Origin of the sequence: Stutzerimonas stutzeri, assembly GCF_000952685.1 — a bacterium.
GTDB classification, from domain to species: domain Bacteria; phylum Pseudomonadota; class Gammaproteobacteria; order Pseudomonadales; family Pseudomonadaceae; genus Stutzerimonas; species Stutzerimonas stutzeri_E.
This window is the reverse complement of the sequence record NZ_JYHV01000030.1, coordinates 34,180-46,715: the sequence shown is the minus strand read 5'-3', so window position 1 is coordinate 46,715 and position 12,536 is coordinate 34,180. Positions and strand designations below refer to the sequence as shown.

At 60.6% G+C, this 12,536-nt stretch carries 11 protein-coding genes; 5 read left to right on the top strand and 6 right to left on the bottom strand.

Annotated features, from left to right (window positions below; all coding sequences use genetic code 11):
• From ahpF to UF78_RS16595, 3 genes are all read left to right on the top strand, one after another.
• Positions 1–1,533: alkyl hydroperoxide reductase subunit F (gene ahpF / locus UF78_RS16605; protein ID WP_080890648.1), on the top strand; the 1,533-nt coding region annotated here is incomplete at its 5' end.
• Between the two features lie 226 nt (positions 1,534–1,759).
• Positions 1,760–2,887 carry a DUF3182 family protein gene (locus UF78_RS16600; protein WP_045163332.1) on the top strand — a complete coding sequence of 376 codons (1,128 nt, stop codon included), beginning with the start codon at positions 1,760–1,762 and terminating at the stop codon, positions 2,885–2,887.
• A complete protein-coding gene (locus tag UF78_RS16595) occupies positions 2,871–3,644 on the top strand; it encodes an alpha/beta hydrolase family protein (protein WP_045163331.1) in 774 nt (257 codons plus the stop codon). The genes UF78_RS16600 and UF78_RS16595 overlap by 17 nt, the downstream gene beginning before the upstream one ends.
• 43 nt (positions 3,645–3,687) lie before the next feature.
• Here UF78_RS16595 and UF78_RS16590 read toward each other — a convergent pair whose 3' ends face one another.
• From UF78_RS16590 to UF78_RS16570, 5 genes are read right to left on the bottom strand one after another with little or no spacing between them, the layout of a single operon-like run.
• On the bottom strand, positions 3,688–4,716 hold the full coding sequence (locus UF78_RS16590) for an ion transporter (protein WP_045163330.1): 1,029 nt from the start codon (positions 4,714–4,716) through the stop codon (positions 3,688–3,690).
• The gene (locus UF78_RS16585; RefSeq protein ID WP_045163329.1) at positions 4,709–5,299 is read right to left on the bottom strand and encodes a cob(I)yrinic acid a,c-diamide adenosyltransferase; all 591 of its coding nucleotides are present in this window, start codon (positions 5,297–5,299) and stop codon (positions 4,709–4,711) included. Before UF78_RS16585 ends, UF78_RS16590 begins: the two co-directional genes overlap by 8 nt.
• 21 nt (positions 5,300–5,320) lie before the next feature.
• Positions 5,321–7,330 (bottom strand): ATP-binding protein, encoded by a 2,010-nt coding sequence (locus tag UF78_RS16580; RefSeq protein WP_045163328.1) that lies wholly within the window; start codon positions 7,328–7,330, stop codon positions 5,321–5,323.
• Between the two features lie 42 nt (positions 7,331–7,372).
• Positions 7,373–8,290 (bottom strand): putative 2-dehydropantoate 2-reductase, encoded by a 918-nt coding sequence (locus tag UF78_RS16575; protein ID WP_045163327.1) that lies wholly within the window; start codon positions 8,288–8,290, stop codon positions 7,373–7,375.
• On the bottom strand, positions 8,290–9,255 hold the full coding sequence (locus UF78_RS16570; RefSeq protein WP_045163326.1) for a GGDEF domain-containing response regulator: 966 nt from the start codon (positions 9,253–9,255) through the stop codon (positions 8,290–8,292). Before UF78_RS16570 ends, UF78_RS16575 begins: the two co-directional genes overlap by 1 nt.
• 141 nt (positions 9,256–9,396) lie before the next feature.
• Here UF78_RS16570 and UF78_RS16565 point away from each other — a divergent pair, with 141 nt between their 5' ends.
• Positions 9,397–9,876, top strand: coding sequence for a YajQ family cyclic di-GMP-binding protein (locus tag UF78_RS16565; protein ID WP_045163325.1), 480 nt, complete (start codon positions 9,397–9,399; stop codon positions 9,874–9,876).
• Positions 9,877–9,960: 84 nt separating this feature from the next.
• Positions 9,961–10,785, top strand: a complete 825-nt coding sequence (locus UF78_RS16560; protein WP_045163324.1) for a mechanosensitive ion channel family protein — start codon at positions 9,961–9,963, stop codon at positions 10,783–10,785.
• Between the two features lie 42 nt (positions 10,786–10,827).
• Here the strand turns inward: UF78_RS16560 and UF78_RS16555 are convergent, their stop codons facing one another.
• Positions 10,828–12,528, bottom strand: a complete 1,701-nt coding sequence (locus UF78_RS16555) for an AmpG family muropeptide MFS transporter (protein ID WP_045163323.1) — start codon at positions 12,526–12,528, stop codon at positions 10,828–10,830.
• Positions 12,529–12,536: the final 8 nt, after the last annotated feature.

The window sequence follows — 12,536 nt, the reverse complement described above, 5'->3', positions numbered from 1 at the left end:
ACCTATCTGGAAAAGGTCACCCAGCCGTTCGAGATCGTCGCGTCCCTCGGTGACGGCGAGAAGTCCCAGGAAATGCTCGAGCTGCTGGAAGAGATCACCAGCCTGAGCGACAAGATCACCCTGCGTACTGACGGCGATGACGTGCGTCGCCCCTCGTTCGCGCTCAACCGTATCGGCGGCAATATCAGCCTGCGCTTCGCTGGCATCCCGATGGGACATGAATTCACCTCCTTGGTCCTCGCCCTGCTGCAAGTCGGCGGTCATCCGTCCAAGACTGCGCCGGAGATCATCGAACAGATCAAGAACCTCGACGGCGAGTACCGTTTCGAAACCTACTTCTCGCTGTCCTGCCAGAACTGCCCGGACGTGGTCCAGGCGCTGAACCTGATGGCGGTGCTCAACCCCAACATCCATCATGTCGCCATTGATGGTGCACTGTTCCAGGAAGAGGTCACGGTGCGCCAGGTCATGTCCGTGCCGAGCATCTATCTCAACGGTGAGCTGTTCGGCCAGGGGCGCATGGGTGAGGAAGAAATCCTCGCCAAGCTCGACACCGGCGCTTCGGCGCGTGATGCCGAGAAGCTCAGCGCCAAGGAACCGTTTGACGTACTCGTCGTTGGTGGTGGACCAGCCGGTGCCGCAGCGGCCATATATGCCGCGCGCAAGGGCATCCGTACCGGTGTCGCGGCCGAGCGTTTCGGTGGTCAGGTGCTCGATACCATGGCCATCGAGAACTTCATCTCGGTGAACGAGACCGAAGGCCCGAAACTGGCCCGTGCGCTGGAAAACCATGTGCGCGAATACGACGTCGACATCATGAACCTGCAGCGCGCAGCCCAGCTGATCCCGGCCTCGAACCAAGGCGGCCTGCATGAGATCAAACTGGAGAATGGCGGCTCGCTGAAGGCCAAGACCCTGATCCTGGCCACCGGTGCGCGGTGGCGCGAGATGAACGTGCCCGGTGAACAGGAATACCGTGGGCGCGGTGTCGCCTACTGTCCGCACTGCGACGGCCCGCTGTTCAAGGGCAAGCGCGTGGCGGTGATCGGTGGCGGCAACTCGGGTGTCGAAGCGGCCATCGACCTGGCCGGCATCGTCGCTCAGGTGACCCTGCTCGAGTTCGACAGCCAACTGCGCGCCGATGCCGTGCTGCAGAAGAAGCTCTACAGCCTGCCGAACGTCAGCGTGATCACCAGCGCGCTGACCAGCGAAGTCACCGGCGACGGCCAGAAGGTCAACGGGTTGATCTACAAGGACCGCAACTCCAGCGAGTTTCATGAGCTGGAGCTGGAAGGCATCTTCGTACAGATCGGCCTGTTGCCCAACTCCGACTGGCTGAAAGGCACCGTGGAGCTGACTTCACGTGGCGAGATCATCGTCGATGCGCGTGGCGAGACCTCCTTGCCGGGCATCTTTGCCGCCGGCGACGTCACCACCGTGCCGTACAAGCAGATCGTCATCGCCGTCGGCGAAGGCGCCAAGGCCTCGCTGAGTGCCTTCGACCACCTGATCCGCAGCTCCGTCGACGACTGAGCACAGCGCTAACGAAAAAGGGGAAGCAGACGTCCGTCTACTTCCCCTTTTTTATTTTTGCGGACTGGAGGCCGGTCGCGGCTGGCTGGGCTGCAGGATAGATAGCGTAAAACAGGGGTCTACTCGATACACCGGATCCGCTTTGGTCGGGTGGAAACGAGCGAAGGAAGCGGCGATCGGTCGCTTCGTCGCGCATGTACCTGTAGTCCATGGAGCGAATCCACCTATGAAGAGTGCGGATACCCCGCAAGACACTCGAGGGGCTGTCGTAACCCTGACCAATCGACCCAACGAACCCGAGCACGAAAAGGTCGTGCACGAGCAGCTCGCCAAGCGCCTGGCAGCGCTGCAAGGGCTTGCCTTTCTCGGTGAGTACGACGCAGAGGCCAGCTATCCGTGTCCGCTCTATTTCGTGCCTTCTTCCACTGTGGTCGGTACGGATCTGGCGCGCAAACTGGGACTGGAGGGCGAGCGGGATCTGTTTGGTGGTGTCGTACCGCATGCCTTTATCGAGACCAAGGCGATCACCCATCCTCTGGTACGCCCGGATGCCGACTCCCCCCTTGGCTGGTCGCGAGAGTTCTCCCGTCGTGTCACGGGCGGCGTTTTGCCCGGCTACAGTGTGTTTTCCCTGCACGATGCGCGTGAGGCTGGGCGGCGTCTGCTGAACGAAGGGGCGTTGAGAATCAAGCCAGTACGGGCCACCGGTGGCCGAGGACAGGAACGGGTGAGCACTGTTCAGGCACTCGATCACGCCCTGGAAAACGTGGATGAAGCCGAATTGGCCCAATTCGGGCTGGTTCTTGAGGCGAATCTGGAGCACGTGACCACGTTCAGCGTGGGGCAGATACGCGTTGCGGGACGAATTCTGAGCTATTACGGGACCCAGCGCCTGACTCCCGACAACGCGGGTGACACCGTGTATGGCGGCTCGGATCTGCTGGTCGTCGATGGCGACTTCGATACGTTATTGGACTTGGATCTGCCGGAAAGGACTCGTCTTGCCATCTCTCAGGCTCAGGTCTATGACGCGGCCGCGTCGGATTGCTTTCGTAACTTCTATGCCTCTCGACGCAACTACGATATCGCCCAGGGCATCGATGACCGAGGGCGGGCCTGTTCCGGTGTGCTGGAGCAGTCCTGGCGAATCGGCGGTGCCAGCAGTGCGGAGGTCGCGGCGCTGGAGGCATTCGCGCAGGGCCGGGGCGGCAAGGTCGTTCATGCCTCATCGGTCGAGCTGTACGGCGAATCGACCGTGCCTGAAGGTGCGACCGTGCTGTTTCGTGGTGACGACGCCGAAGTCGGATTCATAACCAAATACGCATTGGTGGAGGACTATGGCAACCCAGAGTGAATGCGTGGATATCCTTGTGGATGACGAACACATTGCCGGCACTTTCCTGTCGCCGCCGACAAAATTACCGGGCGTGCTTTTCGTGCATGGCTGGGGCGGCAGTCAGGAACGCGATTTGACACGCGCGCGCGGTATCGCTGGGCTAGGCTGCATATGCCTGTCGTTCGATTTGCGGGGGCATGCCCTGACCTTGGCTCAACAGCAGACCGTTACGCGCGAGCAGAATCTGCGCGACCTGCTGGCGGCTTACGATTTGCTGGCGCAGCACCCGAACATCGATCCTGCCGCGATCGCTGTGGTGGGTACCAGTTATGGCGGCTACCTGGCCGCCTTGCTCACATCCTTGCGGCCGGTCAGGTGGCTGGCGATGCGTGTGCCGGCCCTATACGGTGATGATGACTGGGCCATGCCCAAGCGACAGCTGGATCGCGATACGCTCAATCAGCTGCGTGGCCGCCGGGTTGCTCCAGAGGAAAATCGGGCACTGGCCGCTTGCGCCGAGTTTCGCGGCGATGTGCTGATTGTCGAGTCGGAACACGATCATCTGGTTCCGCACAGCACGATCATGAGTTATCGCGCGGCCTTTCAGCAGACGCACTCGCTGACGCACCGCATCATTCTCGGTGCCGATCATGCTCTGGCCAATGAGAGCTGCCAAAAGGCCTACACGGATATTTTGGTCAACTGGGCCACCGAGATGGTCGTCGGTTCGCGTATCGATCAACAGCACGGCGCCGCCGCCGCGAGATCATATTAGGCCGCGTTGATGTTTCGCTGCGACTCGCAGCCGGTAACAGGCCCTAGCTCGGTGGGGTTGGCGGCTCGATAGGTCCGACAAAGCGGCTCCAGCGCCGGTCGAGCACCTGCTGCTTGAGCACTTCTATGACATCGACCAGCAGTTCTTCCAGGGCGAGATCCGTGTTCTCGTCCTGGTAAACCCAGGCCTCGAAACATTCGTCAGCCAGGTTGCGGGCCAAACGTTGAAACTGAGCGCCCTGCAGACCGTCGACCGCGCCTTGTAGCAACCGTGCGGCGATGTCGGTGAGGGCTTCGTCCAGCGTCTCGGCGACTCGGTCACCCAACGGTAGGCGGCGCAGGCGGCTCACCTCGGGATTATTTGCCAGCGCCTGGTGGATCAGGCCGCCGACGTAGCCTTCGATGGCGCCACGGTTGTCTCGATAGCCGCTCTCCAACATGCTGTGCAGGCGTCGCGACAGGTCATCGAGCAGCCGCTCTTTGCGCGGCTTCACCACTTCCTCCAGCAGCCTTCGGGATAGGTCGTCGCTGGCGCCTATTTCTTGTTGCATGCGGCTGAACAGCCGGACCATGACGCGATCGGACAGCTCTTCGAGCAGAAGTGAATAGTAGCGATAGACCAGGCCGAAAATCGCCCATTGGCGGACATCGATCAGGCCCAGGCGTTGCAGTCGAAGTAGCAGGCTGCCGACTCGCAGCACGCGTAGCCAGCGGAAACCGCTCAGCGGGATACAGCCGAGCACGTCGTACCAGTGGGCGAAGGGGTAGTAGTACCAGCGTGCGTACCGTCGTTCGAACAACGCAACGGTCCAACCGAGGAGCACGTCGAGAACGAATATGGCGACGAAACCGAGATCGATCAGTTGGAAGTTGCGGTGAATCAACGCGTCGTAACGCTGATGCAGCGTAGGCAACCATTCGGCGAATGCCTGATTGAGCGGTGCTACGGTGAACAGGCTGTCGAACAGGATCAACCCGAGGTTGATGCATACCAGCAGAACGATGAATGCTTCCCAGGCTGCGTGCAGCCCGTTACGGAAGCGTTCGTGTCGGTCTGCGCTTTGCTCAGGCATCGGCGTTGGCGGGTGCGCTGGCGGCATGCCAGAGGATTTCGGCGCAGCCTTGGCGACGCGCGATCAGCCGAGCAACGACGAAGAACAGGTCCGAGAGGCGATTGAGATAGGCCAGGCCGACTGGGCGCAGCGGCTCGAGAGCGTTGAGCTGCTGACAGCGCCGTTCGCTCGTTCGCGCCATGCTGCGGCACAGGTGAGCGAGCGCGATCAATCGTGTGCCACCCGGCATGATGAAATCCTCGAGCGGCCCGAGTTCGACGTTCCAGTGATCGATTGCGGCCTCGAGGCGAGCCACCTCTGCGTCGTTCAACGCTTGATAATCCGGCATCGCCAACTCACCGCCCAGGTCGAACAGGCGGTGCTGACAGGGGCTCAGGACTTCGATCAGTTCAGCCAGATCCGGCCAGCGTGCCTGGGCTTCGGCCAGTTCGGCGAGCAGCAGGCCCAACTGGCTATTGAGTGTATCGATCTCACCCATGGCTTCGATTCGCGGATGATTCTTGGGGACCCGGCGACCATCGGCCAGGCCGGTTTCCCCGGCATCGCCGGTACGGGTGTAGATCTTGGAGAGTCGGTTGCCCATCGGTAAGTCCCAGGTTCAGCTTCAGTTGGTATCTGAGGGCGATGTCAGTGGCAGGCGCAGGGTGAAAACGGTGCCCTGATCCGGCCTGCTCTGCACTTCCATCTGACCCTTGTGATTGTTGGTGATGATGAAATACGAAACGGAAAGACCCAGCCCGGTTCCCTGGCCCACCTCTTTGGTGGTGAAAAAAGGCTCGAAGATTCGTTTGCGAATATGCTCGGGAATGCCGACACCGTTGTCTTCCACCTGGATCTCGGCCCACGGCGGATTCAGGCGTGTGCGCAGCGTGATCTGCCCGCGGCGTCGGTCTGGTTTCTGATGGATGGCTTGCGCGGCGTTTTTCAGCAGGTTCAGTAACACCTGTTCGAGTTCGTTGCCAATGCAGGGCACACGGTCTACTTGCGGATCGAAATCGCGAATGATCTCGATGGAACGGAAATCGAAGCCGTCCAGCAGCGCGAAGTCACCGCCCGCGATCTCCAGCGCCTGATCGATCAGCACGGTCAGCTGGCAATCGGCCAGCTGCCGGTTGCTCAGGCGACTGAAGCTCAGCATATGGCTGACGATCTTGGCTGCCCGGGAGCCTGCCTGCTGTATCCCGTCGAGCAGTTGCGGGATTTCCCGCCGCTGCAGGTACTGATTCACCGCCTCCAGCAGTACGCCGGTTTCGGCGGCAGCCTCACGATTGCGTTCCAGATCTGGCGACAGGCGTCGGCGAATGTTTTGCGCGTTATGCAGAATGGCGCCCAGGGGATTGTTGATTTCATGCGCCATGCCTGCGGCGAGGCCGCCCACCGACAGCATCTTTTCCGATTGCACCATGATTTCCTCCATGTTGATGCGCTCGGTGATGTCGTCGATACGAATTACCACCCCGCGACCACCGCCGCCCATCAATGGATAAAACGTCAGCGCGTAGTGGCGGGGCTCGTCGTTGAACATCCAGGTGACTCGCTCGATCTTTTCCACCTGGTGACGTTCGGAAGTTCGGCGGATCTGGGTCAGGAAGGGTTTCAGCGGCTCGAAGGCGATGAATACCGGCTGATTCAGTGCGTCATCGATAGAGGTACCGGAAAGCGCGCTGGCCTGCTGATTCCACTGGGTCACATAAAGTTGTTCGTCCAGTGCAATGAGCACCGAGGGCATCGAATCGATGATGCTGTTCAGGTAGTTCTGAAAGCCGGTGAGCTTTTTCTCGATCTTGCTGCGAACCTGAACTTCCAGCTCTAGCTTGCGGTTGGAATGACGGGTTTCCTCCGCTAGGCCCTGGGCGTGGTCGAATGCGTCCTGGGCATCGTCGCGGGCACGCTTGAGCTGCTGTTCGCGTGCTTCCATGCGCGACAGCATCGTATTGAAGGCGTCGGCCAGATGGCCAATTTCATCCTGGTTTTTCGCCGTCGCCCGCAGGGAATAGTTTTCTTCGCGCGTGACCTGGCGGGATAGCGCCTCGAGGTCGCGGATCGGACGGGTAATCGCCTGGCGGATCTGCCGGGCCACCAACGCCCAGAGCAGCAGACTGGCCAGCAGAATGACGAGACTGGCAGTCAGGGTGCCGGTATAGAAGGCTCCGGGCAGTTCGCTGCTGGCAATGATCAGCAGATAACCCGGAGGCCCTGCGGTTTGCGGCAGCTCCACCAGCAGGTTGGCCCGCATCTCGGTCTTTTGCCAGGTCGGCAGTTCGCTGATCTGCTGCGGCAGGTCGAGCGGATCGCCGCGATACAACTGTGCCAGGCGCCGACCAGCGCTGTCGTAGACCACTGCTGCACGTAGCGGGGCGTAGTCGTTCAGCTTCTGCAGTAACTCGTCGGCAGCTGTTGCGGATTCCAGCGCGCGATCGCTCAATTCGGGTGTCGCGAGCAGCGCGCCAAGCGTGTGCATCGCCTGAGGCGCGACGCTCTGGCGGGAAATCCAATAGGCCGCACTGATGAACGCCAGGTTGGACACCAGCAGCACTGCGGCAAGCAGTACGAGCAGGGCGACCAGCAACTTGCGGCCGACCGGGAGATTTTCAAGGCGCTGGCGCAGGGTCATGGTAAGGACAGCTGAAGGGTGTTTCAGCAGGGTAGCGGTGCCTCAGTCCGCGGGCAATCCGTGATGACGTAGGAAGGTCTGGAGCCGCTCGAGCAACGTGCACAGCTCTGGCGTCTTCAAACCGTGCTGCTGCGCGGTGTGGCAGGCGTGACCGAGCAAGAAGCTGACTTCGGTCCGGCGTCCGCTTCGTACGTCCTGCTGCATCGATGAGAAGTTGTTGGCTGTCGCTTCTATGACGCGCAGCACGTCGTCTTCGAGCCCATCGGCGGCGTCAGGCTGGTTGCACGTCCGAAGCAATTCACCGAGCTCGGTGCAGAGTCCATGCAGCGGTATGCGGTGGGTCAGCAACTCGCCGTTGCGACAATCATGCAGCACGGTCAGCGGGTTGATCGCGCAGTTGATCGCCAGTTTGCGCCATAGCTTGCCCAGAATATCGTCGGCCCAGGCATAGGGGATGCCGGCGGCGTCCAGATCGGCCAGCCATGACGGAGGGGAGCAAGGGTCAGGTTCGCCCAGCCAGTTCTGGCCGTGGCCGGCATAGACGATGCGGAAATCAGCCTGTCGATAAGCCCCTTCGGTGCTGGAGACGAATACGCAGCGGCTTTCCGGCCAGCGCTCGGCAATGGCTTGCTGGCTTCCCAGGCCATTCTGTAGCAGGAGGATCTCCGCGCCCTTGATCAGTCGCGGCGCCACTGCGGCGATGGCGGCTTCGGCATCGTAGGCCTTGCAGGCGACCAGCAGTCGGCCTATCGGTGCGCTCGCATCAGGCAGTTCCGCCGGCACGGGATAGACATGCAGACTCTCATCTTCGATCAGACCCAAGCCACCCGCGGCTTGGTAGTCGGCGAGTCGTTCCGGCGAGCGCAGGATAATCCGCAGTGGTATGCCAGCGCGAAACAGGCGCGTTGCCCAGAGCCCCCCGAGGCTGCCGGCACCAAGCACATGCCAGGAGCTGCTCATCAGGCAGGCTGCGTATAACGCAGGGGCACGATACGTCCCGTGGCGTATGCGTTGGGTAACAGGGCCTCGGCGCGCGAGGTGATCGTCTGGGGCTCGGCGGGCAGCGTGCTCGCATCAAGGCTGACCAGACCGATGCCGGCCCTGATGGAAATAAAGCCCTCGCTGGTCTTGAACGCCTTGAGGTTAAGACCATCGTGCAATCGTTTGAAACTGCTCGGTGAGCAGCCGCGCAGATCGTCGACCAGAGTGAGCAGGCCGAAATGTCCCTCATCCAGGCAGCTGAGCACATCCAGTGGGCGTACCAATTGCTGTAAGCGCCTGGCCACACCTCGAAGCAGCTCCTGATGAAAATGCTCGCCGTAGCGTTCCCGTTGGCTATGAATCTCCGGCAGGCCGATTACCAGATAACACAGCGCGCCGCCGCGGCTTTCGATCTGGCGCAGGCTGTCGCCGAGCCGCTGATGAAGGTAGCGGGCATTCCCAAGGCCGGTAACTGGATCGATCAGGTTGCGCTGTTCCAGCCTGGCGATATTTTCGGTCAGCAAACGGTTTTCCCGTATCAGGCGTTGCAGCGAGCCACAGAGGCGATCGGCGGCGTATACCCGAGGTACCAGTTGATCGTTCATAGCCGATTTGCCGATGAAATCATCCACACCGTGATCGAAGGCCTTGCTCAGCACGTCCTGACCGTCGCGCCCGGTCAGCAGGATGATGTAGGTGTAATGATCGGACATTTCATCCTGCTGACGTACCTGTGCGGTCAGCTCCAGCCCGTCCATTTCTGGCATCAGCCAGTCGGCTAGCAGAACGTTCGCAGGGCGCTGCTCGATCAATTCCAGTGCAGCGCTGGCGCTATTGGCGAAGCGAACGTCTTCGTAACCGGCCTTGGACAGGACACGACCGATCATCACGCTGGAGAATTTGGCGTCGTCCACCACCAGGATGCTGAGTTGAGGGTTGGGCATGCATGGGCTCGGAGAAAGGGGAAGTGCCGTAACACCGGTAGCGGGGCCATTGGCCTGAACAGTTATAATGATGGCCCATTTGAACCGTCAAGCTAAGCGCGCTGGGTCACACCCTTGCGCCGTTCTTAAAGGAGGAAGCCCATGCCCTCGTTCGACGTGGTGTCCGAATTGGACAAGCACGAAGTTACCAACGCCATCGACAATGCCCTCAAAGAGCTGGACCGGCGTTACGATTTGCGCGGTAAAGGCACTTTTGAGCTGAAGGACCTGACGGTCCACTTGACCGCAGATGCCGATTTCCAGCTGGAACAGATGCTTGAAATTTTGAAGCTGAGCCTGGTCAAGCGCAAGATCGACATCCAATGCCTGGAATTCAAAGATCCCTACCCATCGGGCAAATCGGTCAAGCAGGAAGTCGTGCTGCGCGAAGGCATCGACAAAGAGCTGGCCAAGAAAATCGTTGCCCATATCAAGGACGCCAAACTCAAGGTGCAGGCGGCGATCCTGGGCGAGCAGGTTCGGGTGACTGGCAAGAAGCGCGATGATCTGCAGGAAGCCATTGCTTTACTGCGGGCCAAGGATTTCGGTATGCCGTTACAGTTCAATAACTTCCGCGATTGATCCGCTGGGCGCGCAGGCGCGCCCTTTTCACTGCCGAGCGGCCTGTCGGCCGACTCGCTCCGCACCCCAAGGAGACTTTTACTGATGGATTTCAGTGTCGATTATCTGGTTGATCTATCCGAGGCATGGTTGCCGATCGTTCTGCAGTACGGCGCCCAGGTGCTACTGGCGTTGGCAACCTTCCTGGTTGGCTGGTGGCTGATCAACAAGCTCGTCAGCAAAATCGGCGGTTTGCTGCAGCGCCGTCAAGTGGATCCTTCGCTGCACGGTTTCATCGAAAGCCTGTCGAGCGTCATCCTGAAGGTGCTGTTGCTGGTCAGCGTGGCGTCGATGATCGGGGTGGAAACGACATCGTTCATCGCTGTGATCGGTGCTGCCGGTCTGGCCATTGGCCTGGCGTTGCAGGGCAGTCTGGCCAATTTTGCCGGCGGCGTCTTGATCCTGCTGTTCCGACCGATTCGCGTTGGCGAGTGGATCGAGGCACAGGGTGTTGCCGGTACCGTGCATGCGATTCAGATTTTCCACACGGTGCTCAAGTCTGCCGATAACAAGACCATCGTCGTGCCCAACGGAAGCTTGTCCAACGGGCATATCACCAACTATTCGCGCGAGCCGCGTCGTCGCGCCGACATCAACGTTGGCATCGACTACGGTGCGGATATCAAGTTGGCGCGCCAGATTCTGCTGGAAATCGCGCAGGATGAGCGGGTACTACGTGATCCCGAGCCGGTGGTCTTCGTGACAGGACTGGGCGATAGTTCGGTCAATCTGTCGTTGCGGGTTTGGGTGGCGACCGGTGATTTCTGGCCGGTGACCTTCGATTTCACCGAGCGGTTGAAAGAGCGCTTCGACGAGGCGGGCATCGGCATTCCGTTTCCCCAGCGTGTGGTGCATCTGGTTCAGAGCTGAGGTTCAGCATGGAAAAGGAAAGCCGGCGATTGCCGGCTTTTTTTAGCTCCGCTCAGTGCTGGCCAACGGATCGGCCGGCTCCGGTTGCCTGCGGCTGCGTGACCACTGCCAGGCGATCAGTACCAGGGTCGGTACACCGAGCAGTGCGGTGGCCAGGAAGAAATCGCTGTAACCGAGATGTTCGACCATGACACCGGAGTAGCCGCCCAGTAGCCGCGGCAGCAGCAGCATCAACGAGCTCAGCAGCGCGTACTGTGTGGCGGAGAATTTCAGGTTGGTGAGGCTCGACAAGTAGGCAACGAAGGCGGTGGAAGCCAGGCCTCCGCTGAAATTGTCGCAGGAAATGGTGACGATCAGCATGTTCAGATTGGCGCCCATTTCCACCAACAGCATGAACAAGAGATTGGTCGCGGCGGATGCAAGGCCGCCGATGAACAGGATCGGCAAGATGCTGAAGCGCACGATCAAGAGGCCACCGAAAGCAGCGCCGAGCAGGGTCATGATCAGCCCGAACAGCTTGCTGACACTTGCAATCTGGTCCTTGCTGAAACCCTGGTCGATGTAGAAGACATTGGCCATGACGCCCATCACGGTGTCGGACATCCGGTACGTGGCGATTAGCCCCAGCAGCAGCAGCGCCTGCCAGCGATAGCGCAGGATGAAATCGGTGATGGGTGTCAGGACCGGTCCCATCAGTATCCGTCCGGGGCCGGAGAGACAACCCCAGCAGATCAACAGATACATGGTGCCACGCGGCCAGTAACCGCCCCAGTAGGACTGGAACATGCCGGTGGTCGACACCATCAGGATGATCAGCACGATCACCGAGACCGCCTGGTGGACGAAATCGAACCGTGCCGGACGCTGGCGCTGGCCGGCCTGGTGCAGCATCTGGCGAACCGGCACCAGCAGCGCGCGCCCCCAGGGCGACAGCGAACCGATGATGAACAAGAGATACAAGATCGCCCGTGGCCAGGCCTGTGCGATCAGCGCGTTGATCATCGCCGGCAGGGATACCAGCAGCACCAGCAGCAAGCCGACACCCGCCAACTGATGATTGAAACTGTACTTCGAGGGCTCGTTGGGAAGCGGCGCGGCACCCTCTGGCTCAGGGATCAGCAGGCTAGTGACCAGACCCGGCAGAATCAGCAGCGCAAAGGCAACGTAGGTGGTAGCCCATGCGCTCTGGCTGTATTCGACATTGGTGGAGCCCAGCCATTCGGCAAGAAACAGCGCGCCGGCGCTCGCCAACAGCATGGCGATCCGGTAGCCCGTCATATAGCTAGCCGCCAGCGTGGCCTGCAGTTTGTCCTCGGCAATCTCCAAGCGATAGGCGTCGATGGCGATGTCCTGGGTCGCCGAGGCGAAGGCCACCGCGACGGCGAGTGCAATCAGCATGGTCAAGTTGTATTGCGGGTTGCACAGCGCCATGCCAACCAAACCAATGGCAATCACCGACTGCGACAGCACCAACCAGGAACGGCGCCGGCCCAGCGCGCCTATCCACGGCAGACGCCATTGGTCGAGCATTGGCGACCAGACCCATTTAAAGGCATAAGCCAGGCTGATCCAGCTGGCGAAGCCAATCGTTTCGCGCGAGACGCCCGCTTCGCGGAGCCATACCGAAAGTGTGGAAAACACCAGAATAGCGGGTAGGCCTGCGGCGAAGCCGAGCACCAGCAGCGTCAGCGAGGCGGGGCTGGCATAGGCGGCGAGGGCGGCACGCCAGGTTTCACGGGACATATGACAAG